Annotated in this window: 25 protein-coding genes and 2 pseudogenes; 10 read left to right on the forward strand and 17 right to left on the reverse strand. The window is 53.8% G+C overall.

The window, feature by feature from the left end:
- Positions 1-113: 113 nt before the first annotated feature.
- Entirely contained in the window at positions 114-797 is a 684-nt protein-coding gene (locus AC2FH2_RS19160) for an IS6 family transposase (RefSeq protein WP_496824880.1), read from the reverse strand.
- A gap of 76 nt (positions 798-873) precedes the next feature.
- On the opposite strand from AC2FH2_RS19160, the pseudogene AC2FH2_RS19165 reads away from it, so the two are divergent.
- A pseudogene (locus AC2FH2_RS19165) lies at positions 874-1,200 on the forward strand (DDE-type integrase/transposase/recombinase); the annotation flags it as partial.
- Between the two features lie 20 nt (positions 1,201-1,220).
- Complete coding sequence (locus tag AC2FH2_RS19170; protein WP_496824882.1) at positions 1,221-1,661, forward strand: GNAT family N-acetyltransferase; 441 nt, start codon at positions 1,221-1,223, stop codon at positions 1,659-1,661.
- Positions 1,662-1,889: 228 nt separating this feature from the next.
- Here the strand turns inward: AC2FH2_RS19170 and AC2FH2_RS19175 are convergent, their stop codons facing one another.
- The 4 genes from AC2FH2_RS19175 to AC2FH2_RS19190 form a co-directional block, all read right to left on the reverse strand.
- Positions 1,890-2,297, reverse strand: a complete 408-nt coding sequence (locus AC2FH2_RS19175; RefSeq protein ID WP_496824884.1) for a universal stress protein — start codon at positions 2,295-2,297, stop codon at positions 1,890-1,892.
- Between the two features lie 60 nt (positions 2,298-2,357).
- Entirely contained in the window at positions 2,358-2,807 is a 450-nt protein-coding gene (locus tag AC2FH2_RS19180) for a phasin family protein (protein ID WP_496824886.1), read from the reverse strand.
- 133 nt (positions 2,808-2,940) lie between these two features.
- Positions 2,941-3,348 (reverse strand): c-type cytochrome, encoded by a 408-nt coding sequence (locus AC2FH2_RS19185; RefSeq protein WP_496690561.1) that lies wholly within the window; start codon positions 3,346-3,348, stop codon positions 2,941-2,943.
- Positions 3,349-3,379: 31 nt separating this feature from the next.
- Positions 3,380-3,595: a hypothetical protein gene (locus AC2FH2_RS19190; RefSeq protein WP_142636020.1), complete on the reverse strand. Its 216-nt coding sequence runs from the start codon at positions 3,593-3,595 to the stop codon at positions 3,380-3,382.
- Positions 3,596-3,751: 156 nt separating this feature from the next.
- Here AC2FH2_RS19190 and AC2FH2_RS19195 point away from each other — a divergent pair, with 156 nt between their 5' ends.
- Positions 3,752-4,972 (forward strand): APC family permease, encoded by a 1,221-nt coding sequence (locus AC2FH2_RS19195; protein ID WP_496824889.1) that lies wholly within the window; start codon positions 3,752-3,754, stop codon positions 4,970-4,972.
- Positions 4,973-5,020: 48 nt separating this feature from the next.
- Complete coding sequence (locus AC2FH2_RS19200; protein ID WP_496690562.1) at positions 5,021-6,637, forward strand: MFS transporter; 1,617 nt, start codon at positions 5,021-5,023, stop codon at positions 6,635-6,637.
- 9 nt (positions 6,638-6,646) lie between these two features.
- Here the strand turns inward: AC2FH2_RS19200 and AC2FH2_RS19205 are convergent, their stop codons facing one another.
- The 7 genes from AC2FH2_RS19205 to AC2FH2_RS19235 all read right to left on the reverse strand — a co-directional run bounded on the left by AC2FH2_RS19205 (position 6,647) and on the right by AC2FH2_RS19235 (position 15,808).
- On the reverse strand, positions 6,647-8,221 hold the full coding sequence (locus tag AC2FH2_RS19205) for a trypsin-like peptidase domain-containing protein (RefSeq protein WP_496693697.1): 1,575 nt from the start codon (positions 8,219-8,221) through the stop codon (positions 6,647-6,649).
- A 317-nt stretch (positions 8,222-8,538) separates the two neighbouring features.
- Positions 8,539-9,663: an ABC transporter permease gene (locus tag AC2FH2_RS19210; protein ID WP_496824892.1), complete on the reverse strand. Its 1,125-nt coding sequence runs from the start codon at positions 9,661-9,663 to the stop codon at positions 8,539-8,541.
- Complete coding sequence (gene rbbA / locus AC2FH2_RS19215) at positions 9,664-12,360, reverse strand: ribosome-associated ATPase/putative transporter RbbA (protein ID WP_496824894.1); 2,697 nt, start codon at positions 12,358-12,360, stop codon at positions 9,664-9,666.
- The gene (locus AC2FH2_RS19220) at positions 12,357-13,352 is read right to left on the reverse strand and encodes an HlyD family secretion protein (protein WP_282027162.1); all 996 of its coding nucleotides are present in this window, start codon (positions 13,350-13,352) and stop codon (positions 12,357-12,359) included. Before AC2FH2_RS19220 ends, rbbA begins: the two co-directional genes overlap by 4 nt.
- A gap of 346 nt (positions 13,353-13,698) precedes the next feature.
- A complete protein-coding gene (locus tag AC2FH2_RS19225) occupies positions 13,699-14,076 on the reverse strand; it encodes a SnoaL-like domain-containing protein (protein WP_496824896.1) in 378 nt (125 codons plus the stop codon).
- A gap of 244 nt (positions 14,077-14,320) precedes the next feature.
- Complete coding sequence (locus AC2FH2_RS19230; protein WP_496824898.1) at positions 14,321-15,106, reverse strand: formate/nitrite transporter family protein; 786 nt, start codon at positions 15,104-15,106, stop codon at positions 14,321-14,323.
- A gap of 255 nt (positions 15,107-15,361) precedes the next feature.
- Positions 15,362-15,808, reverse strand: a complete 447-nt coding sequence (locus AC2FH2_RS19235; protein WP_496824900.1) for a universal stress protein — start codon at positions 15,806-15,808, stop codon at positions 15,362-15,364.
- An 891-nt stretch (positions 15,809-16,699) separates the two neighbouring features.
- On the opposite strand from AC2FH2_RS19235, the gene AC2FH2_RS19240 reads away from it, so the two are divergent.
- Positions 16,700-16,852: a hypothetical protein gene (locus AC2FH2_RS19240; RefSeq protein ID WP_496824912.1), complete on the forward strand. Its 153-nt coding sequence runs from the start codon at positions 16,700-16,702 to the stop codon at positions 16,850-16,852.
- Here AC2FH2_RS19240 and AC2FH2_RS19245 read toward each other — a convergent pair.
- From AC2FH2_RS19245 to AC2FH2_RS19255, 3 genes and pseudogenes are all read right to left on the reverse strand, one after another.
- Positions 16,796-17,043: pseudogene (locus AC2FH2_RS19245) on the reverse strand (transposase); the annotation flags it as partial. The gene AC2FH2_RS19240 and the pseudogene AC2FH2_RS19245 overlap by 57 nt on opposite strands.
- A gap of 588 nt (positions 17,044-17,631) precedes the next feature.
- Complete coding sequence (locus tag AC2FH2_RS19250; protein ID WP_496691982.1) at positions 17,632-17,769, reverse strand: hypothetical protein; 138 nt, start codon at positions 17,767-17,769, stop codon at positions 17,632-17,634.
- 255 nt (positions 17,770-18,024) lie between these two features.
- A complete protein-coding gene (locus tag AC2FH2_RS19255) occupies positions 18,025-19,023 on the reverse strand; it encodes a hypothetical protein (RefSeq protein ID WP_496824902.1) in 999 nt (332 codons plus the stop codon).
- A 205-nt stretch (positions 19,024-19,228) separates the two neighbouring features.
- Between AC2FH2_RS19255 and AC2FH2_RS19260 the strand changes: the two genes are divergently transcribed.
- The 4 genes from AC2FH2_RS19260 to AC2FH2_RS19275 all read left to right on the forward strand — a co-directional run bounded on the left by AC2FH2_RS19260 (position 19,229) and on the right by AC2FH2_RS19275 (position 23,046).
- Positions 19,229-19,756, forward strand: a complete 528-nt coding sequence (locus AC2FH2_RS19260) for a PepSY domain-containing protein (protein ID WP_281973007.1) — start codon at positions 19,229-19,231, stop codon at positions 19,754-19,756.
- Between the two features lie 38 nt (positions 19,757-19,794).
- A complete protein-coding gene (locus AC2FH2_RS19265; RefSeq protein ID WP_142636050.1) occupies positions 19,795-20,454 on the forward strand; it encodes a response regulator transcription factor in 660 nt (219 codons plus the stop codon).
- 50 nt (positions 20,455-20,504) lie between these two features.
- Positions 20,505-21,782 (forward strand): sensor histidine kinase, encoded by a 1,278-nt coding sequence (locus AC2FH2_RS19270; RefSeq protein ID WP_496824904.1) that lies wholly within the window; start codon positions 20,505-20,507, stop codon positions 21,780-21,782.
- Positions 21,783-22,098: 316 nt separating this feature from the next.
- A complete protein-coding gene (locus tag AC2FH2_RS19275; protein ID WP_496824906.1) occupies positions 22,099-23,046 on the forward strand; it encodes an ornithine cyclodeaminase family protein in 948 nt (315 codons plus the stop codon).
- A gap of 298 nt (positions 23,047-23,344) precedes the next feature.
- On the opposite strand, the gene AC2FH2_RS19280 is transcribed toward AC2FH2_RS19275, so the two are convergent.
- Positions 23,345-23,881: a luciferase domain-containing protein gene (locus AC2FH2_RS19280; RefSeq protein WP_142636056.1), complete on the reverse strand. Its 537-nt coding sequence runs from the start codon at positions 23,879-23,881 to the stop codon at positions 23,345-23,347.
- 66 nt (positions 23,882-23,947) lie between these two features.
- Positions 23,948-24,538 (reverse strand): YceI family protein, encoded by a 591-nt coding sequence (locus tag AC2FH2_RS19285; RefSeq protein ID WP_496824908.1) that lies wholly within the window; start codon positions 24,536-24,538, stop codon positions 23,948-23,950.
- 111 nt (positions 24,539-24,649) lie between these two features.
- Between AC2FH2_RS19285 and AC2FH2_RS19290 the strand changes: the two genes are divergently transcribed.
- A complete protein-coding gene (locus tag AC2FH2_RS19290) occupies positions 24,650-25,231 on the forward strand; it encodes a TetR/AcrR family transcriptional regulator (RefSeq protein ID WP_496824910.1) in 582 nt (193 codons plus the stop codon).
- Positions 25,232-25,702 lie beyond the last annotated feature (471 nt).

The raw sequence follows: 25,702 nt of genomic DNA on the forward strand, positions 1-25,702 counted from the left end.
AAATGATCATTGTGAATTCAAGATCCTTTGGAGGTGCTCGCTAGGGATGTGTCGCAAACGGTTCTGTCGCAAACTTTTTGGATGGCTAAGCATCTTTGAAATTGGTGGGCAGATTAGCGTGCCAGCTCGGCGAACTGCTGAAACGGGCGGAGTCCGGGCGTGAATTGATCTTTGCGGATCATGTTGACCAATTCTATGCCTGCCAGGATAGATGCGGCTGATGCGAAGGATTTGAAACCGAGCATGGGCCTGATCCGTCGTTTGATGAATCTATGGTCTTGTTCGATGATATTATTGAGGTACTTCCGCCTAACCATCTCAATCGGTATTGGGCAGCCAAAGCCTTTCAGCATCTTGTTTATGGCTTTGATGCCGGCAGTGTTGGCCCCGCTTTTGTCGATAACAATCTTATGCGGCAGACCGTTGACTTCGAGCGCGCGGGCAAAAAACTTCGTTGCCGCAGCTTTGTTTCTGCGCTTGGAAAGCATGAAATCAAGCGTTTTGCCGAACTTGTCGATCGCGCGATAGAGATACACCCACTCACCCTTCACTTTCACATACGTCTCATCCATGCGCCAAGAACGATCCACAGCATGCTTTCGATATCGCGCGGCTTCAGCCACGAGCCCGGCATATTTGCCCACCCATCGGTTCAGCGTCGCATGATCCAAGTCGACGCCCCGTTCGGCCATGATTTCTTCCAGGTCTCGATAGGAAACACCGTAACGCAGGTAAAAGAAGACCGCGTGTAGGATCACGTCCTTTGGGAAATGCGCGCCTTTGAATGAGATCGTCACCGTTTGCTCATGTCTTATCCGAGCGCGCACTATCAGAACCGCAGTCGGAATGACAGTTGGGAGCCAAGTTTGCGACAGAACCCTTGAGGTGAACGGATTGCCACGCAAGATCGTCATCGACTAAAGTGGTGCCAATACAGCTGGCATCAAAGCGATCAACAAGATGCTCAAGAGCTTTGGTTGTCCGATCCCAATCGATATGGTCAGGCGGAAATACCTCAACAACATCATTGAACAAGACCATAGATTCATCAAACGACGGATCAGACCCATGCTGGGATTCAAATCCTTCGCTTCAGCCGCATCTGTCCTGGCAGGCATAGAACTGGTCAACATGATCCGCAAAGGTCAATTCACGCCCGGACTCCGTCCGTTTCAGCAGTTCATCCAACTGGCGGGATAAACTGCTCGCCAAATCCACTGATGCTTTGCCATCTAAAAAGTTTGCGACAGAACCTCGATCAGTGTCAAACCGGACGGGCAGATTGCAGGCAACGTGCTGTGTTTACGCCGTTCGTCTTCCAGGACCATCCGGACACAAAATGCTACCTGCTCGCACCTTGCGGCGTGTCGCCGGTGTATCAAGGCCATGGAGTCGGCAAGGAGCTGATGGAAACCAGTATCGAACACCTGAAGTCCATTGGAACGGATGCTGTGTTCGTGCTGGGCGTCCCCGACTTCTACCCCCGGTATGGTTTTGCCCCAACTGACAAACAGACGCCTTATCCTGATCTGTTGACGGCGCATGAAGCAAGGATGGCCCTTGAGCTGACAGCCGGAACGGTCGAGTGCTTGAACGGCACGACGATGGCGATCCCTCAGTTCATGCAAGCGCATTGGTGGGACACCTCAGGGCGCGAGTGACGCAAATACCGAGAACCAGACATTGGGCATTGATTGTTTAATGTCTGGTTTGTCCCGTATAGCAGACATCGGCGCTCCTCATTGTGAACTCTCGAATGTCTGCTGAGAGCCCATAGCGTGAATACGATTTTCACGCTGCGCGTGCTCGCAACGCCAATTTCACTCCGTCGTCTTTGTGTCCCATGCTGGGCATCCAGCATTCGACTTGGACACCTGCCTCAAAACGACTCAGCGGATCACGTGGACAGAACAATTGGCGTGGTGAACGACCCGGTTCGCAGTCGACCCAATAAAAATGTTCTCGATCCCCGGCTTGTGTGAGGCCAGCACGATGCAATCGATGCCATTTTCATTTGCGAAATCAACGATCGCTCGGCCAGCGCTCCCCGAGATAAGCCGCGGTTTCGCCCCCGGTAGCTCTGCAGCGTTCCGATGTAAGCCTTCCTGAAGCTCTTTTCGCGTGTTGGCCAGAACTTCCTCGGGTATCTGGGATGCCACATATGCAGGGACCGGCTCCTGCACATGGAGCACTGTGAATTCCGCATCGGCACTCGCTAGCAAACGAGCAGCTTCAAATGAGGCCTGTGTATCGTGATCGTTGTCCAGCGCGACTGGAATCAGAATGTTCTTATACATGTTATTGACCTTCGATTGCTCCAGCTACGATCATTCCGGCCTCCGCGGTGATACGGCACTCTAAACCGGTTCGGATTTCGAAGACTTACCCGCTTTCTTTGCTGTGCTTGCAACATCACCTATTGTTTTTTCCACAGCTTCGTCTTCGGTTTCCGCTGCAAATGCTGCACATCGGGCAACTGTTTCGAACCATTCCTGAGCGTCAGCCACGAGGCGTTCGGCTGAATGCTTTTGCCACTCTGCTATGGATTGCAGTGCTTTCGCCGGATCAGTCGGGTCTGCAGCAGACGCCGAGCGCGCAGCTTCTAGCGCGGTTCGAACAGCCTCGTGGCGCCTCTCAAACCAATGTTGAGCAAAGGCCTCTGCCTCTTTCAGTGATTTCTCCTGCGTGTCCCAGAATTGCTCAAGCTGTGCGCCTAAAAACGGATTGGCCGTAGTAGTCGGCTGCATCTGCTTGAAAACATCAACAAGTGGGTTGGAGTAACTTGATTTTGGCTTCTCTTCAGGCATCGGAGATTCCTCCTCATCTTCCCAATGCTGAATGTTACCAAATCCCGTAGAAAATAACCTTAATGTAGATCAACCGGCGTCAACAAACGTGGGCAGTGGTCCTCTACAATCTAATGGCAGCATTTGTACCAACCTACTCGATTTGTATGGACTCAAGATAATAAATCACATTTGCCAACGGCACACCTGCGAACATTGGCTGGCCGTCAGGCATGGTCAGCGCAACTTTTTGGTCCGAATCCAAAGCTGGTCCAAAAATGGGCATTTCTCCGCCATGCGCGAGCAATGGTGCGCGACCATCAATTTGACGCGCCACCTCCTCAATCGGAAAAACACCGTCGTTTTGGGCCGCAAGCCTGGTCAGATCAGGCGTCCTTATTGCCAGCATCTCCGCCATTGGACCATCTCCAGTGGCCTCGAAACCATGGCATTGCCAGCAATAGGTTCTGTAGAGATTGTGCCCGTTTTGAAGGTCAATATCCTGCGCCAGTGCAGCACTTGCAGCAAATATTGACAAAAGAAGTCCGCGATAAATTGGCATTTGTTCCTCCTCGAACGTCAGCATTTCGCGTTTAGACTACGCGGTATTGAGCGAACGCTTCATTGATCTCGCTCATATTCAGCCTTTGAGTACCAGCTGGGAAAAACTGCGACGAAAGTAAGTACACTGCAGTCGGTTCCGCTTGGCTGGTCGGTTCTTGGCGACCAATGACATAGATCAATTCAAAAAGGTACATTACATAGTAAAGCATGAATGTTTCAGCGGGATTGCCGTTCATCGCCTGCATCCAAATCAAACATGGTGATAAGCGGAATTGCAAAAGCGTGGAAATTCCACCGCAGGGGCTCGGAATGAATGGTGGCGAGCCCCTCGTTAGTGACTGGTGTACTTAACCGCGCTGTAGCTCGGTACACAGGCGTTTGTTCATTGAGGAGTGAAGCCAATGCATACGGCCGATCCACCGACACCTAAACTCCGACGCGCGCTTACTGCCCCGTTGCTTACGCTTTACGGACTAGGTGTCACCGTTGGTGCGGGAATCTATGTGCTTGTCGGTGCCACCGCCGAGGTCGCTGGTCCTTACGCCGCTGTTTCGTTTCTCATTGCAGCGCTCGTCGTTTCGCTGACGGCTTTGTCGTACGCCGAACTCGCAACCCGTTATCCCGTAAGCGCGGGAGAAGCGGCATACGTCGAAGCTGGGTTTCAAAGAAACTGGATTGCCGTGTTGGTGGGTCTCGCCGTCGCTGCTTCGGGAGTGATATCGGCTTCGGCCGTTGCGATTGGAGCGGCCTCCTATCTTCACACCCTGACCAACCTTGGCACCACGTTGCTTACGATCGGCATCGTGTCGGTTATGGGACTGATTGCACTCTGGGGCATCGCGCAATCAGTATTTGTGGCGGCAGTGATCACGATCATCGAGATTTCGGGGCTTCTGTTTGTGATTGGCTGGGGCATGTCCGTGCAGGATCCGCAAGGCTATGCGTTCAGCGAGACGATTCCAGGTTTTGAGATCAACGCTTGGCGGGGCATTTTTGCGGCGTCGCTTCTGGCTTTCTTTGCCTTTGTTGGATTCGAGGACATGGCAAACGTCGCCGAAGAAGTAAAAGACCCAGTTCGCACAATTCCTAAGGCAATTCTGCTGACGCTCGTTCTGGCGACGGGTCTGTATCTGGCGACCTCAATTACGGTCCTGCTTGTTGTTCCTATCGATACCTTGTCGACGTCGACTGCCCCGCTTGCTTTGGTTTTTTCAAATGCACCCGAAGTAATCAAACAGGGGTTTGCCGCAGTCGCAGTCGTTGCAACAGTCAATGGCGTCCTGATCCAGATGATAATGGCGTCGCGGGTAATCTACGGTCTTGCCGACCGGGATCATCTGCCGAAAATACTGGCGAGTGTCCCGCAGGTAACCCAGACACCAGTCGTCGCAACCCTGCTGGTTGTGGTGCTAATCCTTCTACTGACCCAAACACTGCCGATCGGCACCCTAGCAGAACGCACATCTCAGATCGTCTTGGGGGTGTTTGTGCTAGTCAATTTCTCGCTGATCTTTTTGAAGTTGAAACCGGATTCAACCCGACAACATTTCCACGTACCTCTTGTCGTGCCAATCCTTGGTGTTCTGACCAGCACCCTGCTTTTTGGCGCCGGGTTTCTTTGAGAGAAAATCCGACGGCGTTAGGTCGCCAGAACGGGATCCGAATGACATATGAACACTGATCGACCTACACTTGGAAGGCGGCTCTCTGACTGGTGGCACCGGACATTCGTTGATCTGGTCGCGCAATTACAATGGTCCTACATGCCACCGTTGATGGTGTACTTCGCGGCCGGAGTTTCGGGACTGACATCCGTCGTTGGCGCGTTTTTCCTCAAGGACTATCTGAATCTATCTGCTGCTTTCGTGGCGGGCTTGGCATTTTGGGCCGGATTGCCCTGGATTTTGAAAATGCCGCTTGGGCATCTGGTGGATCTGTTCTGGCGTTGGAAATCGCTGCTGATATTGGTTGGCGCGTCTCTTATCACGGCCTCGTTGCTTATCATGTATGGACTTGTGTCCGCGCCTGCCCAGATGGCCGGGGTCATGCTGCCTGAGCATTGGTATGTCGTTGCCTTGATCCTGGCACCTTCTGGTTATGCCATTCAGGACGTCGTGGCAGATGCCATGACGGTCGAAGCGGTACCACAAACCAACCAAGATGGGTTCGCGTTTACGCATGAAGAAGTTCGTGCCCGCCACACTACCATGCAGACCCTGGGCAGGATTGCGATCATATCCGGGTTTGCGGGAGTCGCAGCGGTTAACATCTGGATTTTTTCGGGCGCGGAGGATCTGGAGAAAAGCGATCGTTTGGTTCTCTACGGTCAGGTCTATCTCGTCGCTCTGGTTGTCCCCTTACTGTCGATCAGCGGAGTGGTTCTTCATGCTCTGATACAGCGTCGCCTCGTTAGTCTTGGGCACCTTCTACACAAACCGGATCAAGCCACCGAAGTAAGGTGGCCAATACTGCTGGGAGGTCTCGCGTTTGTTGTACTCAGCGTTGTGTTGGGAACCGCAAATTTCGCCTTTGCGCAAGAGACTGTTTTTGCGGTTTCGCTCACGGTCATTCTCTATCTCATGTCACGGCTGCTAAGGGAACTGGAGTCGAAACAGGCCAAGGTTCTGATCGGGACGGCGACAATCATTTTCGTTTTTCGCGCGGTCCCGTTGCCTGGTCCGGGATTGACCTGGTTCGAAATCGACGAGCTTGGGTTCGACGAACAGTTTCTGGCAATTCTGGCGCTCCTGACCTCACTACTAGCGCTGCTTGGCCTGATCATCCTCAGACCGTTTATGGCCAGTCGTTCCATCGCGCAGGTGGTGGTACTGCTCACCATTGCCGCCGGAGTGCTGGCCCTGCCTAACCTTGCTTTATACTACGGAGTGCATGAATGGACGGCCGCGCACACAGGCGGGGTTGTGGATGCAAGATTCATCGCCATACTCGACACAGCCGTCGAGTCACCGCTGGGTCAGATCGCGATGGTCCCGATGCTGGCCTGGATCGCACGTAACGCCCCGACACATCTCAAGGCGACCTTTTTTGCTGTCATGGCGTCTTTCACCAACATGGCATTGTCGGCAAGCAGCTTGGGCACAAAATACCTAAACCAGGTATTTGTCGTGACTCGTGTCGTGACCGAACCCAGAACGGGTACAGTTGCATCCATCGCTGACTATAGCCACTTGGGGAATTTGCTGATTACCGTGGGCCTGATCTCTGTCATAGTCCCACTGATTATGGTTTTTCTTGTGCAAAATTCACCATATCGGACAGGCGAATGAATACGCGGATCAGTCGCTTTCATTGAGAAGTGTCTTGAGGTGCGACACCGGAACGCCAATATTCGAACCACCAAACTCGGGTAAGATCGCGGCGTTGATCGCAACCACCTTACCGTTTCGGTTCAACGCAGGTCCCCCGCTTCCTCCAGATGTGGTCTCTGCATCATAAACAATGGCGCCGGGACTGGTCTGGGCTACGATTCCCCGGCTGGCCAGGGGTCGGATTTTATTTTGTTCCGAAAGATGGGTCGCAATTGTCCAGAAATCCACGGCGCCTTTATTCTCTAGCGTTTTCAGAAAGCCCGGACCGGCCTGCGCGATAAGAGCCTTCAGGCCGGTTGGATATCCAAGCAGGAAAACTTCCTCTCCCGCTCGCGGTGGCTCATCTGCAAGTAACAGCCCAAGACCCCGAACGCGTGTGGCGTCGATAGAGAGAAGCGCCAGATCTGCGGTTTCGCTTGCTTTATGCAAGACAGCCTTAATTGGCACAGTTTGATCAGGCAAATAGACCAGCAAACTCAGCATCTCGGCCTCCAGCGCTGCGGCCTGAAGGGCTTGTGCACGGTCGCCAGTCGTCCAGGGCAAGGCAACATGACGGTTGGTCACCAACAGAGGCGGGTCCTGTAGAAGAAACCCGGTTCCAGTAAACTGAAACTCAGCAGGTTCGCCCATCGCATCTGGTTCGAGCCACGGTTGTCCAAATGGCGTTTGCAGATTCTTTCCATCGGGGCCAACCACATGCCGCAGCAATTTCCCGCTTTTGATCTGCCGCAATCCATAGGCGCCCTGGACGAACGCGACGGAACGCGTAGAGGCTGTGATAATCCGCGTTGATGCGCCTGCGCGTTCCTCCAGCGTGCCAAGACGCTGCTCAGTGGACAGCACCTGACTCTCGAATGCGTCTTTGAGTGCACCCAAATCCTCTGGCGTCAACGAGTCTTCCCGGGTCTGTGCCAGCATAACGGCAACTGCTTCGATCTTTCGGGATTCTCGTTCCAGGCTGTCCGCCAGCTTCCTGTCGTTCTGAAACAGTAAATACCCAAATACGGCGATCAGAAGGATTGCGCCAATAACGGTGATCCTGAAGAGAATTGTGGTTTGTGATGTTAGCCGACGCCCACTGTCGCGCAGTGCACCGGAAATTTTCCTTGGAAAGGGTCGACGGCTTGTTCTCGCATATGCGTACGCGTCGCTTAGGATATCCTCGACCGTGCGATGTGCAGGGAATGAGTGTTCGCATACCCTGTAGCGGGACATCGGGCCTTTTTCGCCGAATTCGATCATGTCACCGTGCCTGAGGTCAGCCGAAGCGACCTTGTGACCGTTGACCCAGATATTCCGATCAGACAACGCGTTTAACGTGTAACCGTCATCTGACCACTGAAGAGTCGCAATGTCTTCGTCATAAGCTGGCACATCTTCTTTCGGTCTCAGCCTCAAGGTACGGTCCGGACTGACCGAGGCCGACACAGCGTTGTCGGCAAGCCAGACTACGGTCCCGCGGGACGGGCCAGTCAAGCTCTCCAGGAATGCGCGGACATTACCGGTATCAACTCCTGTGTCGCTTTGGTCCGGTGTCCGCATGGCCCATCTCTGTTTAATAGCGCTATACCCACTCTATCATGGGCAAACTCGAAACTTCCACGTTTGGCAATAAAGCACACATTCAGAGTATGCCCGGAAGCGGTTCTCCGGCGGTTAATTGTTACCGTCGAGTTAATTGCAAGTAGGTGATGCCATCAGGAGAAGTCCAATCACCGACCGACCAGCCTTCTGTACATGTTGACCCGATCTTGGTGAACGTGCGTGCGCTTCAAATTTGCTTACTTGGATGAGACCTTGATCTTACGCAAGCGGGTGTTCTGTCAGCCGCCTAGTTTGGCTCAGGTGCAAAAACTTATTTAGGTCTCTTGTGCAACCGAGCGTCTAAAAAGCAGCAGACTTGTTGCCAGAAGGATCGCGCCCAAGCACGCCATCCATACAAACTCTGCCCAGACCGTCTCGATCCCGGCACCTTTGAAAATGATGGACTGACTGGCTGACATGTAGTGACGGGATGGGAGGATAGATGTTCCAATCTGAAGCCAGCCGGGCTGCCCTTCGATTGGCGTCTCTCCTCCTGACAGCATCAACATTGGAAGCACCGTCAGCATAACCAAAAGTGCGAATTGAGCCATTGAGCGCGCAATCGTCGCAAGAAACACCCCAAGCGCCGTCGCCGTGAAGAGAAAGAGAACTGTGCCAAATAAAAACAACACCTTCGATCCCGCGATGCTGATCCCCAGGAAGTCTTGCATAACAAAGGTCAGCGATAGGGCGGTCGCTACCAGAACCACCGCCGCGTTTGCCCAGATCTTGGCGACCGCAATGTCAAATGGGGTAAGCGGCATCGCCAGCAGGTGTTCGATTGTTCCATGCTCGCGCTCACGGATCATGGCAGCACCGGTAAGGATTGTGGTCAGCCACATGATCTGGCCGATCAACGCGACGATACCGGCGAAACGAACAGTGTCGCGGTTTGGATTAAATGCGCTGCGCACAATGATATCGATGGGCGGCGGGTCTAAAAATTCTGCACCGATGGCAAAGCGCCGGATCTCGGCACTCAAGATATTGATGATGTAGTTCGCTCCAATTCCGGCCTGCTCCATCGCTGTCGCATCGATCAAAACCTGAATTTCCGGCGCGCGCCCGGCTCGAACATCTTTCTCGAACCCTGGTGGTACTGCGACTACAAACAGGAAATGCCCTGCATCCATCTTTTCGGCCCCGGTGCCCGGTGCGATCTGGACAACGGGCTGGAATTCAGGCGGAAAAAACGCTGAGGCAAGCGAGCGTGAAAGAGGCGAGCCATCCTCGTCGGCAAATGCAATGGATGCATTGTTGACCGAGTTTGAAACGCCCGTAGCCTCCATTACGGGCGCCAGCGTGAATGACCAGACAAGCAGCGCCATCATCACCCAGTCGCGCCGAAGGCTCATCATTTCTTTCAAACCAAGCCAGAATATGCGGGACAATCGTTGCATTCACGTCTCCTGCGCTCGGAGTAACAGTGCAGCGATCAAGGTTAGCGCGGGCCCGAAACAGGCTAGGGCCAGAAGGTCGGGGGCAAGTGCATCCCAGCTAAGACCTTTGGTGAACGCGCCGACGTTTAGATGCAGGAAATAGGATGAAGGCCAAAGCGATCCAATCGTCTGGGCGCCGCCTTCCAACGTCGAGATCGGTTGTAGCAGCCCGGAGAATTGAATGGTCGGCACCACCGACGCGATAGCGGTGGCAAAAGTTGCGGCCACCTGGCTCGACGTTATGGTCGCAATAAGCAGTCCATAAGATGTGGTTGCCCAAACATATAGGAAAGCACCAATTGCAAGAGGCACCGGATTTCCTTTTAGGGGCACGCCAAAAATGAAGATCGTCATCGCTGCCAAAAGTAGGAAATTGACGAACGCTATCGCGATGTAGGGGATCTGTTTGCCAACCAGAAATTCGAGCCGCGTCGTTGGCGTTGCGTAGAAATTGGTGATCGTGCCCAACTCTTTCTCCCGCGCGACACTAACTGCCATCAAAACGGCCGGCAGCATTATCAACAGGATCGCAGGCATGGCAGGGGCCATTGCAGCGATACTTTCAAAGCTTTGATTGTATCGGAAGCGCGGTTCGATGCGGGCGATTTCGACCGACTGCTCGCCACTTTGGCGGGCCATTACTTCCAGAAACGTACTGTGAAGCCCGGCCACATAGCCCTCTATTGTCTCACCCTTGAACGGTATCGCACCGTCCACAATTGCCAAGACTTCAGTTGGCTCGCCGGCGCGCAGATTGCGACCAAAATCGGGTGGGAGTTCGACAACCAGCGAGATGTCTCCTTTGGCCAACAGCTCGCGGCCGTCTTCAAAACTGGCCAGTGGCGCCGTGGGGTTGAAATAGCGCGAACCAGAAATCTCGGCGATATAGGTACGACTCTCAGGCGTTTGAGACAGGTCGAGTACCGCGAAATCCAGGTCTTCTATGTCCAGAGTGATCCCATAGCAAAAGACCAACATCAGGATCACCGAGCCAAGGAAAGCAAAAGCCAAACGGACGCGATCGCGCAGAACCTCGGTTGTCTCGCGCCGTGCATAGGCCAGTATGCGCCCGATACTTCCGGCAGCGCCCGCGTTGACAGCATCAACCGAAACATTGGGTGCTGCTACCGGCGCGGGCGGCTCGACCGCCTCCAGGACAGCGATGAACGCACTTTCCAGACTGTCCGACTGCGCCGTTGCGATCAACTCATCTGGTGTACCTTCAGCTAATACCTGGCCTGCATGCATGAAAGAAACGCGATCACAGCGCTCCGCTTCGGTCATGAAATGTGTCGAGACGAAAATCGTTACATCATCGTCTCGCGACAGCTCGATTAACAGCGCCCAAAACGAGTCGCGCGCCTCGGGGTCCACGCCCGAGGTTGGTTCATCCAGGATCAACACCCGAGGCCGGTGGATCACGGCGACGGCAAGGGAAAGACGCTGCTTGATACCCAGCGGAAGCGCCGACGCCAGCGTGCCCATATGTGCCTTCAGGCCGAAACGTTCGGCCAATTCATCGATGCGTTCCACACGATCCTTGATCGCAAAGATGCGGGCGTGCAACTGGAGGTTTTGTTGAACGGTCAGCTCGCCATAAAGCGAGAATGCCTGGCTCATATACCCGATCTCGCGGCGCATCCTTAGATCGCGCGCATCCACCGGTCTGCCGAACAGCAGCGCCTCTCCCTCACTTGCTGGCAGAAGACCTGTCAGCATTTTCATGGTGGTTGACTTGCCGCAGCCGTTTGATCCGAGGAAGCCAAAGATTTCGCCTCGGTGGATCGAGAATTCGACGTTGTCGACGGCAGTAAAATCGCCAAAGCGCCGGGTCAACCCACGCGCCGTGATCACCGGGTCTGCACCTTGATGATGCATAGGTACCTTGTTCGACACAAACCGGGGTTCCCCTCGTGCCTGTAGTTGCCTGTAAGATGTTTCAAGATCCCGGGCTTTACCCTTCAGCTTGGCAGGGGGGCCGTGAAATATCACCCGACCGGCATCCATCGCTACGATAAAATCGAATTGTTCGGCTTCCTCCATATAGGCCGTTGAAACCAGAATGGAGAGACCGGGCGTTTCTTCTCGGACCGCGTCTATCAGCGCCCAGAATTGGCGCCGCGACAGGGGATCAATTCCGGTCGTCGGTTCGTCCAGTACCAGAAACTTAGGGTCGTGGATCAGCGCACAACACAGTCCAAGTTTCTGCTTCATTCCGCCCGAAAGTTTGCCCATAAGCCGGTCCGAAAAGGGCGCAAGTCCGGTCGCTGACAGCAAGGCCGCGATCCTGATTTCACGTTCCTGTTGCCCCTGTCCGAAAAGACGTGAAAAGAACTCGAGATTCTCACGCACAGACAGTTCCGCGTATAAGTTGCGGCCCAACCCCTGCGGCATAAATGCGATCGCCGGGCACACGCGGTGACGGTGCGCGCGGTCACCTATCGATCCCCCGAGAACATCAATTTCCCCGGACTGAAGTTGCTTTGCGCCGGTAATCAATCCCAGCAGCGTTGACTTGCCAACCCCGTCCGGCCCGATCAATCCGATAAGCTGGCCAGTTGGCAGAACCAGCGAAAGGTTATCCAACGCAACATGCTGTCGGTACGTGTGTGTGACACCGTTGATGCAGAAACCAGATGAGCCCCCCTCGGCGCTCATTCGAACAGCTCGGGTGGAATTCGTCTATCCAGATCGTCTGGCCACGCGCCATCGGAAGTAAGTCGGATCGCTGCAATGCCGCGAAGGCCGGTCTTCACATGCTCAATCCGCGCCGTAACCAAATCCCTGGGAATGCGAACCCGAACGCGAAAAACCAGCTGCTCCCGTTCGCTCAAAGTTTCTACCTGCTTGGGAGTGAATTGAGCTTCGGGAGAGACGAAGGTTACGGTTGCTGGGATGGCAAATTCCGGCAACGCATCAAGCACGATGCGCGCCTCGGCACCGATGGGCAATAGTCCCGCTTCGCGTGCAGGCAGGAAGACCTCCATATAGACGTTTTCCAAACTGAGTAACGTCAAGATCGGTTCGCCCGCTCCAACGACCTCGCCGGGCTCGGCCAGTCGATACAGAATACGCCCCGGCATGGGAGCGATGAGAGAACCATCCTCTATTTGTGCCGCAATCCGGCGCACCTCGGCCTCTGCGGCGGCAATCTGGCTATCCGCCGTTGCAACCCGGGCCTTGGCCGCGCCCAGCACGGCATCCGCAACCTGAAACGCGGTTTCACGATCCTCAAAGACAGTCATCGAGATATTCTGACCGGCCAGCAACGCCTTGGCCCGGTCAAGCTCCTGCGAAGCGCGACGCTGCTGGCTTTCTCGCTGGATGACCACGGCTTCGGCTTCGGCCTTGGTTTGGCGCGCCAGCGCAACCTCGGCACTGGCACGGTCAAGGGCTGCAGATAATTCATCTGTATCCATTTCAACCAGCAGTTCACCCGAAGCAACCAGGCTGCCCTCTGCTGCCATGACCCGAGCAACGCGCCCGGCAAAGGTTGGAGCGATTTCTACTTGTTCAGCCTCGATCCGCCCATTGCCCTGTACAAACCCAGCCGGCAATTCATCACTGTCTTCTGCGACGAAAAAATAAACAGCTGCACCTGCAAGTAGGAGCGCTATGGCGATCAGAATTGCGCGTACGTTCTTTCTCATGGCCCCGCGCACATTAGTTAATTTTCTATTCTAATTTAGCTCGCTCTCGACGTGATGCCTTGAGTTGGATCAAACAGGTTCTATCTGATGAAAGTCCAAGTGCTTTTCGGGTACGAAATTGAGGCACAGGTCTGGTGGTTGGCCCACATCCATGGCCCAATGAGGCTTTCGGGGTGTGACTCTCTATGACAGCTGCGCCGAATTGGTCGCAATGATGCGCAAGGGCAAGCATCCCGTAGTCGAAATAAATGCCCAGTTGTCCATCTGTCGTGTCAAAGCTTTTACGAGTCACGCTTCCAACGTGTAGATAAGACCAACACTGCGTCAGCGTTGCTGGCTGTCGTTCCTACTTCGGCAACATGAAGAACTCTTCAAGTACAATTTTCCCATCTGCTACCGAATAAACTGCGATCTCGCTCAAGGTCATGTGTTGCCCTGTAGCCTTCTGCGTTACGTTGACCTTATATCGTACACCGAAGCGGTTTGGGGGATGAACATAGGGGCCATCCACGTCGAATTCGACGATTTCATGAGCTGCCAGCCAGTCCTCTCTTTTTCCCTTTATAGCATCCCGGCCCTTGGTGATGCGAAACTGTCGAACCGGAGGTACAACCGCCTCAATAGATTGAGCGTTTTCGGCATACATTTCACCAACGTTTGCAAGACCTCTGCGATCACGCATTGCCTGAACGAATGTTCGTCCAATCTCGACTATTTCTTCCATGATAGCCCCCCAATTTCAGCCTCAACTGTATCACATCGTACCTTTGCCAATCTTGACAGGGATCAATAAAATTAGATGTTCGCGAAGGATTCAGATCAGGATCGAGAGGACGACTTGCACAGTGGAAATGAGCGGCCCAATTTCCGGCGTCGTCTTCAGCCAGTGCGTTATTAGACAACGCCTTCAGAACCAACTGTTTCCGATCATTTCTCTCCGGCGGGTGCTGAAATCGAAGAAACAGATCTTACCGATTTGTTCCGCCAAGATAAGCAAACCAGTAGGCCAAGGCAACTCCTCCCGCCCCGCCGACAATGTTACCCAGAGTGACCCATAGCAGATTGGCCGCCGCTGCGAAAACCGGCACAGTTGCTCCCGCAGCCCAGCCCTGCGGGAAGAAATACATGTTCGCAATCGAATGCTCGAGCCCCAGCAGCACAAATGCTGAGACGGGCCACAAGACCGCTAGAATTTTTCCAGCGACGCTGCGGGCGGCGAAGGACAGCCATACGGCAAGGCAAACCAGCCCATTGCACAATGCGCCGCGGGCGAAAGCCTCCATCGGTTCCAACCCCGCTTTGGCATCGGCTACCCTTATGGCAGTGCTACCCATCGGCCCATCAAGCAAGCCGGTCAGGGCGAAGGCCAATGCAAGCCCAACGGCACCCACGAAGTTACCAACGTAGACGATGCCCCAGCTTCGGAAAAGCAGCCGCAGCGGTATCTTGCGATCGACCGCTGCTATCACCATCAGGACATTGCCGGTGAATAATTCTGCACCACCTGCGATCACCAGGATAAGGCCCAGGGAAAACACTGCTCCTCCCAGAACGCGGATCGGCCCTGAAGCGCTGTCTGCCCCCGCGACCGCCATCGTATAGGCCGCTGCGCCAAACCCTATGAATGCTCCAGCCAGCATCGCAAGAACGAACATGGGTGCTAGTGGCAGCTTTGCCTTTGCGACCCCGGCAGTCTCAACTAACGTTGCAATTTCAGCGGGTTTATGAGCATCGAACAGGGCCGGGGGGTTCATGTGGCGCTCCAGAGTTGGCACGAGTTTACGTAGCAGGTAGTTTAAGCCTGTCTTCTGACTTTGAACTAACGCGCAAACAAAACCGGAAGCCTATCTGTTCCCTCTGAGTTCGGATAGTTCCACCTAACACAGTTTGGCGCGCGGTCATGGCCATAGGTACCCATGAGGTCTACTTCAGCTTCCGCTTTCGCGAGATCTCAACGCAGAACTTTTCGATCCTCATCGTTTAGCGCCGATTGGGGCCAAGTTTGAAATTCAGGCAACGGTTAAAACAGCACAAGTGGCATTCCGACTGATGCCTAGAGAGGTGCTCCCTTGAATTAGGTTACTAATGCTTCCCAATCCACGGCGGCCCGTCACAATCAGGTCAGCTGTGCATTGCTCGGCACATGCGATGATCTGGTCTACGGGATCACCGCGTTGGGTATACGTTTGCGAAACCGTCTGATTGTACTCTTCGGCGATCTCTCTACCAGAGGAAATAATCTTGTTTGCTGCCTGCTGCACCTCTTCGTCTGAAGGCATTGTCGTGACGGCGTGATAGCCAGCCAATGCGCCCATTGCGAACGCCACGGTTTGGGGCTGAGGTGTATGAACAAGGTGAATCTGGGAGCCATATTTGCTTGAAATATCACAGGCAACGCGCAGAGCTGCTTCTGACGCCTCAGATCCATCCAAGCCAACTACGATCTTTTTGAACATGTTGCACTCCCTCCTTAGTGAGGGGTTAGTATGGGCGAGCTTGAAGTAGTTAACTTTGACTCAAATCAACACTTTTCACTGCAGGTTCGAGCGTAGTCGTCCGTCTATTTCCAGAAGATACACGGTAACCGAACCAACTTTAAGAAATGTTAGGAGTTGCAAACGAGTCATCCCAAAGGGGCGACAGCGCATAATTATTGCGAAAAACCTCGCGCAGACGCTGCATTTTTAACAGGGTATCAAGTTAAGCCCAATGATAAAGATCAAGGGAAATGGCGAGAAGAATTGCTATTAGGGACGTGCGTTTCAGTTCGTTTGGCAAGGTTGGCAGATTGCCCACGACATGAGATTCAATCTTATTTCTGAGGAAAACAACGATGCCTTCCTCTCCGCCTTGGGTTCGCCCAGTTACGATAGCCGCAGTACTCTTTGGTCTCCTGACCATTTTCTCAGGAGGAACAGCCCTGTTTGGGGGTGCTGCTGCCAGAGCTGCAGTCGGAGATGCAGTGACATTCGTGCTATGGTTCAATTTTCTGGCTGGATTTATCTATTTGCTAGGCGCTTTCGCGCTCCATAAATCCACAATCTGGGCACAACGAATTGCCTGGTTGCTTGGCTTATCTACGCTATTGGTGTTCGTTGTTCTGATACTAGTGGCACTTAGTGGAACGCCGTTTGAATGGCGAACGGTCGGCGCAATGACCATACGCAGTGCATTCTGGTTAACTGTAGCTTTCGCGCTTTCCAAAACCGCATAAGCCAGCCAACGGGTGCCTCACCCGCGCCCAAATAACTTGGCAAGACAGGCACTTTTGATTGGGATCAAGGGCCGAAACGAGCAGTTTCGACATAGTTGGTGCGTTTTTCGAACCGATTTGCAGAAGGATCGGAATGACTGTGCTGATTGCCTACGGTACCCTAGAAGACCAAACGGCTAAGATTGCGTATTTTATCAACGATGTAGTCAGAGAAGCCGGCTACGAAACGAAGCTGATCAACGCCGGCGGTCACCCCCGCTGTCTGTCTCAGCGGCAGCTTGAATAGCACTTTGGTCGACAGGCAGAATTGAATCGTCGCATTCGAAAAGACCGGCTGTGACAAGGCCGACCTTCGTGCGCCGCGAGCCAGGTCATGTCCTTGTCCAGCCAGACAAGAAGTGAGCCGCGCTCCTTAGGCGCAGCATTGTAGTCGGACCAATACGTGACGCGTTAACGGGCGGAAGATGGCTTACTCACCCACACCGTTTAACCTTATGGATTCGCGTTGTGAATCCCTCGCTGCGAGAGATATGCAACAACGCCCATGTTCGTGAGAACATAGCGGTCTAACTATCAGAAGGTAATTTAAGATGAGATTGATACTCGCGATTTTGCTTCCGTTTGTGGTGTTCTTCACGATCCAACGCCCTTTTCAGGCCTTTTTCTGCCTGCTCTGTGTATTCCCAGTGAATTGCCGCGCGAATCCCAATAAAGTTGCCGCCCAATCTTGTTGACAACGTGCATCCAGACCGATGGCCTCTAATCGCCGTGCCACAGGCTGCTTGGCAGTAAGGCCACACGGCAGACCTTCGCCGCGCTTGCATCAACAAGCCCTACAAACGGCGGCAATGCACTTGAAGCAGACTCTTAATCCAAGATGCAGTGTTATGGAGCTTTGGACAGTGGCTATACGGACAAAGCTGCGATCGGGAAATAAAACCAAAATGGCAGCATTTTCTTATATGGCGGTCAATGCCCCCCAGTTTGTCCACTCATACGCAACAACATTAACCGAACGTGAACAATGTATTCTCAGAGTGTTCAACCGTTATCGTTCATACTTCCTTACTCAGGGCCGATCAATGCGTGCCCGGATGCACTGAAGGGGAACAGCATGATCAATACTGCCAATGAGGGTGCGCCTAGCATTCCTACAGCAATGCAATCCTCGCGCACCGTCTCAGGCGGTGAATTGTCAAGCATCACGAATTCGAGCAACGGTCGCTTCCCTCCTATCGAAAATGCACTGTCTGAACTATTCAACAAAGAGCGGCTAAAAGAGGCGAAACGAGGCGTCTGATCTCTCAACAGAACGTCTGCGTATATCCCAAGTCACGTGGTGTTGTCTGGGATGTAGTGAAACCCGCTCCGGATCGGAGCGGGTTTTTTTATTTGTGATGTTGTTATGCCTGCTGGCTCGGGTCTATTTGACCTGGTGATTGATTGGACAATCAGCAATCAGCTATCAAGACCAAGCAGAGTTTTTACGGCAGCTTCGACCTCATCCGTCACAGGCTTGTTGGCGGCAGCCTCCAACGCTTCACGCTCGGTCTGCGGTTGATTTTCTACAGCCTCAGTCAGCGCATCGACTTCTGCCACCGTATCGTTGTAGTCGACCGCAGCCTGCCGTTCGGCGCCTAGGTCTTCGGCCGTATCGAGGGCTCCCTGAAGTTCGTCATTGGCGTCCTTAAGCTCTGCTTCTATATCCGGATCTGTGCCCCCGGCATCGGCAAGAGCGTCCTCAAGCTCGTTCACGCGATCCTGCTTCTCCTGAACATCTGTCAGAGCCGCATCAAGGTCCTCTTCGATCTCAGAGACCGGGCGGTCCGGCGGGGTCATGCCATCCAGCTTTGCCTGTGTTTCCGCAAGCTCCTCACGCAATTCATCTCCGGCCAGAACCGCGTCACGAAATGCGGCGATGCGGCCCACACGGGAATTAGGAGAGGCGTTCTTGAGAGCATTCTCATTAGCGTTGGCGGCGTTCAGTGCGCCTAGTTCAGATGGGTGCACGCCCAGCAGATCCGCCATCTTGTACCCTTTCGGTTTCGGGGCGGGGCGAATTGCTTTGGTCACCTGATCCACTGGTTGACTTTTGCGTACGGTCTTTACGGCTGCGGTTTTGGCTTTGGTCTTTTTGCCCCCAAACAGGTCTTTCAAGGAAAACTTGTTTTTTCCCGATGACTTTGACTTACCAGCGTTGGAAGATTTCCGGTTAGATTTTCCGGCCGCTTTATCACTATCGCTAATGGACGCACCAGATCCGCCATTACCGTTTCCACCACCATTGCCGTTTCCACCGCCGTTGCCATTGCCGCCGCCGTTTCCGTTACCGCCGCCGTTGCCCCCTTTGGCATAAGCAGCATCAGGAAACGCGACAGCTCCGACAATCGCGGTCGAGCCCAGCAGGGCGATGGCAATAGCAGAGGCTTTTAGCAGGTTGATCGGTTTGGTGTTCATAATGGTCCTCGTTCGTCAGGTGCGATTCTCGTCTGTCACGGTAATCAGCGGCGAGCAGACGCAAAAACTGGGTGTCGAAAACAGAGTCCGACACCCCTGATCTAAACCCATCATCGTTGAACCCACGCGTAACTGGCTGTTCACCGTAGGTTCACATAGAAATCGGTAGATTGAGCCGGCGTTTTCGCAGTAATGAGTGACAAGGATGAAAAAGCTTATTGCCATTGCCTGTCTACTTGCCTTTCTCCACCCCGGAGAGGGACAGGCTTCTGCACGTGAGTTGACGCAATCCGAGTTGCGCAAGGCGACAACCTCAGGCAGTGCCATTCGTTTGAAAAAAGTAATCAAAGGCGTTGAAAAGGCTTTTGGTGGAACGCCAGTTGACGCGCGCGCCTTTCAGGCTGACAGGCTATATTACCGTATTCTCGTCAAGAAACCGGATGGTAGAATCGTCAGTGTCATCGTCAACGCTCAGACGGGTGTTGTTGTCTCCAACCGATCCGTCGTTGGCCGCCAGATTTCTGAAGCTGCCCGCGCTGCGCCGGGTAATTCCGGCAAGGGCACTTCGCAGGGGAAATCTGCAAACAAAGGCAATAGCGGCGGTAACTCCGGTGGCAATGGTGGCGGTAATTCCGGTGGTAACGGTGGTGGTAATTCCGGTGGCAACGGCGGCGGTAACGGCGGTGGTAACTCCGGTGGTAATGGCGGAGGTAACGGCGGGGGCAAAAAGTAATGGTTATACTTCCATTCGCTCGCCTATAGTCCCTAAGTATGAGAGTATTGCTGGCAGAAGACGAACCGCACCTCTGCGAACAGATCAAAAAACTCCTGAACGCAGAAGGCCGCGTTGTGGATGTCGCCAATAGTGGGCTCGACGCCCTGCATCTGGGTGCGACCGAACCATATGACATGATCATCCTTGACCTCGGCCTTCCAGAGCGCGACGGCATTTCGATTCTGCGCGAATGGCGCAACGAGGGTGTCAAAACACCGGTGCTGATTCTGACTGCCCGCGATGGCTGGAGCGAAAGGGTCGACGGCCTGGATGCGGGCGCAGATGACTATATGACCAAACCGTTCCACATGCCCGAACTGGCCGCGCGTGTTCGCGCCATCCTGCGACGGCAAAGTGGACAGCTGAATCCCGTGATTGAAATGGGAAACGTCATTCTGGATACCCGTAACGGCCGGGTGACAGCCGATGGCGTGCCGGTTGACCTGACTGCTCAAGAAATCGCGGTGCTGACTTATCTGGCGCATAATTCTGGTCGGATGATTTCACGATCAGAACTTTCAGAGCATATCTATGAATACGATGGAGACCGGGATTCGAACACCATCGCCGTATTTGTTACCCGTCTGCGCAAGAAACTCGGCACTGACCTGATCACAACGGTTCGGGGTCGTGGATATATGATCGATTCGGCCTGATGTTATCGCTGCGACAACGGGCATTGCTGGGGGGAATTGCATCTGGGGCAGTGTCTGTGGGCGTAGGTACACTGGCGGTTTTCTCATACATTGATGCTCGGGTGTCCAACCGGTTCGACTCTGCGCTGCTGGATCGTCACACACAGCTGGTTGTCGGGCTGAATGTCACAACCGAAAACCCGGATGCCCTACGGGATCTGATATTTGACCCGGCTTATGGCACCCCATATTCCGGACGATACTGGCAGGTCAGAAGCGCCGACGGTGTGGTCTTCACCTCTCGCTCGCTGTTTGATGAGGTCATCGCGGAACCCCCCGGTATTCCTGACATCCCCACACTCTGGGACACAAGCGGTCCGGAGAATGAAGTGCTGCGCAGCGCTTTTCAGAAGATCACTTATGAAGATGGCACGGTATGGGGCGTCAGCGTCGCCGAAAGTCAGGCTCAGCTCGTGGCCGAGCGGCGCGCGGCGCAGAAAAGCCTGCTGCCGGTGTTTGGCCTAGTTGGCCTGATCGGTTTAGCCGGCTCGTTGTTTCTGATTTCAGTTGTTCTGGGACCATTGCGAAAGCTGCGTACGGATGTGGCCCATCGCTGGGATCAGGATGAAGACCTTAGGCCAACAGATTACCCCGAAGAGGTCTCGCCATTGGTCGAGGACCTGAACCAGCTGTTGCGTCGGAACCGCGAGATCGTCTCGGGTTCGCGCCGCCAGGCCGCAGATCTGGCACACGCATTGAAAACTCCTACAGCCATATTGCGCAATGAACTTGTGACATTGTCCGACACCGGAGCGGTGACAGATACCGCACAAGAGGCGCTGGACAGGATCGATGCTCAACTTGGTCGATCTCTGGCCAGGCTGCGGGCTTTGAACGCTGCGGACCTGACCCATTCGCGGACCGATCTGTCTAACTCCATCGAGCGCCTGGCGCGGCTTTTCTCGGCCATGGCGGACCGCGAAGGTAAATCACTGCAGATCGATGGCGATCCGGGTCTTTGGGTGCGCATGGATACGCAGGACATAGAAGAGATTTTGGGCAACCTTCTGGACAATGCGGTCAAATGGTGTCGAAGCGCGGTACGGCTGACCGCGAAACGTAAGCAGAAATGTATCGAAATCAGTATCGAGGATGACGGTCCCGGAATTCCAGAAGACGCCCACCGCGAAGCCTTGCGATCCGGTGGACGACTGGACACCTCGGTCGTTGGCAGCGGGCTTGGGCTGGCGATCGCGGTCGACTTACTGAAAGCCTACGATGCCAGACTAGATCTGGACCGCTCTGAATCGCTGGGTGGGTTGGTGTGTCGGATTGTGATCCCGACCTGAAGTCGCCCGGAATCTGATCTGCAAAGTGTCGTTTGAACAATTCGCAACTTTAACTACCAATGGGCCCGAACCTGTCGTCTGACGATCTCAGTAGGTCATCGGGTTGGTTCAGACCGCACAAAGTCGGCCTAATGGACAAATCAGGCGTTCGGCTAGGTTCACATTTTCAGAAAAATGAAGGCGCATTTTTTTTGCGCATTGGATAGGGCGATCAAAAGTTACAGCCAAAATACTTCTGTGAAGGTAAACCGATAGGAAGAACTGCCGAAGACAATGTATTCAGTCAAAAAGCCAAATTGCTTAAGTGAGGGACTCTGTGACTTCTGAGAACGCCTTAATTTACCTGTCTGACGACGACCTCGGGGGTTTAGGCATTCAACCTTCGGAAGTTGCCGATGCCATCGAGGCTGCTTTAATAGCCAAGGCAGACGGAAAGCTTCACACTTCTCCCAAGACAGTCATCTTGCCCGGCGATGGGCGCTACGCAATGTCTACTTTGGCTATGGGAGATGATGGATTCATCGTGACCAAGCAGGTTACAGTGTGTCCGGAAAACCCGGCGAGGGGTCTTCCCGCGATAAACGGTGCCATCATGGTTATGGATGCGCAAACCGGACTACTTCGCGCGGTCTTGGGAGCGAATTGGATTACGGCAATCAGAACTGCGGCTCTGTCAGTGGTGGCAGCGCGACGGCTTGCTGACCCTCATGCCGAGACGGTAGCTTTTGTGGGCGCGGGCGTGCAGGCTCACTCCCATCTAGCTGCGTTTTCAGAACTGTTTCCCTTGAAACGAATCCGCGTGTTCGGGCGTGGTAAAGAGAATGCCGACAAGCTTTGTCGTTATGCTCTGGGCATGGGTCTCGAAGCTGAAACATGCGCCGATGCCAAGGACGCTTTGAGTGATGCCGATCTGATAGCGACATCGATAACGTTGGACTACTCCATTGAACCCTTCTTGGATGCCCGATGGCTGAAGCCGACTGCCTTCGCCACCATAACTGATGCGTGCATCCCGTGGGTGCCGGCGCACATGATTGGTTTCAAAACGGTAATTGTCGACGACCGTTTGCAGGAGCTGGAAAGCGACAAGCCGATGTTGCCATACGAGCAAATTGCTGGCGACTTGACGGAATTGGTCGCTGGCAAAGTCGACGTCCGAGCACGCAATAAACCGGCGGCTTTTGCTTTCAGAGGGATTTCATTGGGGGATTATGCTGCTTCGGTCCTCGCAGTTCGCCGGTTCACCGAAAAACCCGTGAAGTGAGCCCAAAGACATGAACACCCACTTTGTAATTAGATACCGGAATGGTCGCTTTGGGCGCAGATACGCCATTCTCTGCGATCAGTTCAATTAGTTGGTCGCAGCCCGAAGCGGAACTTCCACTCCGAGCTTTGCAAAATCTAACAAGCGGACGGCAGCTACCATTAGTGTGAATGGCTTGAAGGTATCGAGCATTCGCCACGGCGACAATTTAAGAAAAAATGACTGCGAGAAACAAGGTGGCTGAAACTGCTCTCTGACAGAAAACAGGCGCCACCGCACACTTTCGGGAAAAACAGTTTTAACCCAAGGTGTTGCCGGTGATGAAGGTGTACGAACTTTCGACCAGATCGATGACGACTTCCAACTCTTCTGGTGTGGTTGGAGTATAGATCATGACAAAGCCGCTCCATCCGGGGCGTTGATCGGCCCAAGGGTGAGCTACGGCCCAGCCAGCCTCAATTGCTTTTCGCGCCAATGCTGGGTCGAGCGAAGCGTGCAAACTGCCGTCAGGATGCAAATGCGCAAACTCAAACCCACCGACGATAGAGCTCGGTCGAGACAACAACATGTCGGGATCAAGCTGAAAGCCAGTCGCGCCAGGTAGTGATATGCGTGTGGGGCCAAGTGTGACCCCTGGGAATTGCGCAACTCGCTCCAGCAATAGCCGGGCCAAATCGGCATCAATTTCGACACCTATCTGAGTATGCGGTACGCCGCTTGTCGTTTCAGGGCGGGGCGAGGTGCGCTCTGGGAACGCGTACTCTTGCGCATATGCCAAAGGGCTCGTGACCGCCGCTACTGCGACAACAGCAAATATTTTCGGGAAAATATCCATATTGTTGGCGACCCCGTCAAAAGTTAAGAAAGAGCACTCCGTGCAGTATCAGCGCACTTGCACACATCATTCAGCCTTTAACGCTTCGATATTGATCAAGAGCTCTATTTCGTCGCTCACCGCAGGTGCAAACGCCCCAAGTCCGAATTCAGACCGCACGATAGTCGCCGTGGCTGCCAGCCCCAAGGTTGGCGTGCCCTCTTTTGGGCCAAACGGGTATGGCGCTGACTTGTTAAGCGTTGTTTCCAGGACAACAGGTTTGGTGATGCCATTCATGGTCAGGTCGCCAGAAATATTCGCGGTGTTGTCCCCGGTCACTTCAATGTTGGTTGAGGCGAATGTGACCACGTCACCGTCACTCGCGCTAAAAAAGTCATCGGACATGAAGTGTTGCAAACGGGCATCCCAGCCCGTGATCATGGATTTTACAGGCATAGACACTGTGACAGATGACGCAGACGGATCATCTTCGTCGAACTCAATCTCACCGCTAAAACCTGAGAACATTCCATATGTTTCTGAGAACCCGATGTGGTTGTAGCTGAACAATACCTGGCTGTGTCCAGGATCCAACTCGTAAGTGCCACTCTCGGACAATGCGGTTGTCGCGCCCATCGATAAGAGTACCACCAGCGGGGTTGCTGCCACTTTGAACATTGATACGCTCCCGTTTTGACAAGACGTGTTTGTGGGATTTAGGTTTTGACCGACCATACTTTTAGAACAAAATGTTCTACTATGCAACAAGGTGTTCTATAGGAGGGACGATTGAAAGAAGATCCTAGGCTGATCGCCACACGACAGACCGCGCTTGATGCCGCGCAAAAGATACTAATGGATGAGGGCGTGCTGCACGTAACTCATGGCGCAGTTTCGAAGGCAACGGGCATTTCGCGCAGCACACTTTACAGGCACTGGCCAGATGCGCGCAGTCTGCGTGATGCAGCATTCAGGCGCATCGCAACACCGCCGAACATACCACCCCAAACCGATGGCCCGCTGCGATCTGATCTGCGCTGGTTACTCGGAGTACTGATGGGAGCTTTGAATGACACACCATGGGGTCAAATCGCGCCTCAAGTTGTCGCTGCTGCGTCCACCGATGCAGAAGCGCGGTTGGTGATCACTGAATTTATGAAAGACAGGTTCGCAAGTGTTGAAGCAGTATTTGCAGCCGCAATAGGCCGCGGTGAGATCACCGCCGACGTCCCGGTTGACCAACTCATAGAACTAGCAGTCGCTGCACCTTATTTCCGCAAACTCATACGTCACGAGGCACTGGACGAAGATTGGTTGGATCAACATGTTGATCTGCTTTGCAGTATAGCGAAAACCAATTCGGGACATTGAACATCGCCTGAATTTGCAGACAAAGCGACCAAGAAGCCTAACGATTTCTAAGATCGCGGTGGAGCTACGTTCGCTGCGTGACATCAGTACGTCGCATGGTCAAAACGAACCGCTGCTCACAACGTTGATGTCTGTACCCTGATTTTGTCGCCGCCGCTCATTCCTATTGCAACATGAACACCTTGGGTTCAGTGTTGCCATTCTCTGCAGCAAGCACGATAGGCCGCTAGCAGCTCAAAGCGGACCTTCAAAACAGTAATTTGCAGTTTCGTTGATGCGAACCTACCCGCCGTTCGCAGCAAGCGTTCAATCGGCGCTGCATCTGCGAAGGTAATCTGATGGGCGGAAAGCAGACTTTCGCTACTCCCGCAAAAAAAGCAATCACAGTCTCGGTTAGGCTCCAGACTCATTGATTTACAGCCAGAATAGGACTGTAGCAGCGAGAGCGATGGCCGAGAGGAATACCTTTGG

Source organism: Ruegeria sp. YTSA105 (assembly GCF_059610225.1).

Bases quoted from the DNA above. Each gene is read 5' to 3' on its own strand.
- AC2FH2_RS19170 (WP_496824882.1), top strand. From the start codon at position 1,221: ATGCTTTGCCATCTAAAAAGTTTGCGACAGAACCTCGATCAGTGTCAA.
- AC2FH2_RS19175 (WP_496824884.1), bottom strand. From the start codon at position 2,297: ATGTATAAGAACATTCTGATTCCAGTCGCGCTGGACAACGATCACGAT.
- AC2FH2_RS19180 (WP_496824886.1), bottom strand. From the start codon at position 2,807: ATGCCTGAAGAGAAGCCAAAATCAAGTTACTCCAACCCACTTGTTGAT.
- AC2FH2_RS19185 (WP_496690561.1), bottom strand. From the start codon at position 3,348: ATGCCAATTTATCGCGGACTTCTTTTGTCAATATTTGCTGCAAGTGCT.
- AC2FH2_RS19190 (WP_142636020.1), bottom strand. From the start codon at position 3,595: ATGCAGGCGATGAACGGCAATCCCGCTGAAACATTCATGCTTTACTAT.
- AC2FH2_RS19195 (WP_496824889.1), top strand. From the start codon at position 3,752: ATGCATACGGCCGATCCACCGACACCTAAACTCCGACGCGCGCTTACT.
- AC2FH2_RS19200 (WP_496690562.1), top strand. From the start codon at position 5,021: ATGAACACTGATCGACCTACACTTGGAAGGCGGCTCTCTGACTGGTGG.
- AC2FH2_RS19205 (WP_496693697.1), bottom strand. From the start codon at position 8,221: ATGCGGACACCGGACCAAAGCGACACAGGAGTTGATACCGGTAATGTC.
- AC2FH2_RS19210 (WP_496824892.1), bottom strand. From the start codon at position 9,663: ATGCAACGATTGTCCCGCATATTCTGGCTTGGTTTGAAAGAAATGATG.
- rbbA (WP_496824894.1), bottom strand. From the start codon at position 12,360: ATGAGCGCCGAGGGGGGCTCATCTGGTTTCTGCATCAACGGTGTCACA.
- AC2FH2_RS19220 (WP_282027162.1), bottom strand. From the start codon at position 13,352: ATGAGAAAGAACGTACGCGCAATTCTGATCGCCATAGCGCTCCTACTT.
- AC2FH2_RS19225 (WP_496824896.1), bottom strand. From the start codon at position 14,076: ATGGAAGAAATAGTCGAGATTGGACGAACATTCGTTCAGGCAATGCGT.
- AC2FH2_RS19230 (WP_496824898.1), bottom strand. From the start codon at position 15,106: ATGAACCCCCCGGCCCTGTTCGATGCTCATAAACCCGCTGAAATTGCA.
- AC2FH2_RS19235 (WP_496824900.1), bottom strand. From the start codon at position 15,808: ATGTTCAAAAAGATCGTAGTTGGCTTGGATGGATCTGAGGCGTCAGAA.
- AC2FH2_RS19240 (WP_496824912.1), top strand. From the start codon at position 16,700: ATGACTGTGCTGATTGCCTACGGTACCCTAGAAGACCAAACGGCTAAG.
- AC2FH2_RS19250 (WP_496691982.1), bottom strand. From the start codon at position 17,769: ATGCTTGACAATTCACCGCCTGAGACGGTGCGCGAGGATTGCATTGCT.
- AC2FH2_RS19255 (WP_496824902.1), bottom strand. From the start codon at position 19,023: ATGAACACCAAACCGATCAACCTGCTAAAAGCCTCTGCTATTGCCATC.
- AC2FH2_RS19260 (WP_281973007.1), top strand. From the start codon at position 19,229: ATGAAAAAGCTTATTGCCATTGCCTGTCTACTTGCCTTTCTCCACCCC.
- AC2FH2_RS19265 (WP_142636050.1), top strand. From the start codon at position 19,795: ATGAGAGTATTGCTGGCAGAAGACGAACCGCACCTCTGCGAACAGATC.
- AC2FH2_RS19280 (WP_142636056.1), bottom strand. From the start codon at position 23,881: ATGGATATTTTCCCGAAAATATTTGCTGTTGTCGCAGTAGCGGCGGTC.
- AC2FH2_RS19285 (WP_496824908.1), bottom strand. From the start codon at position 24,538: ATGTTCAAAGTGGCAGCAACCCCGCTGGTGGTACTCTTATCGATGGGC.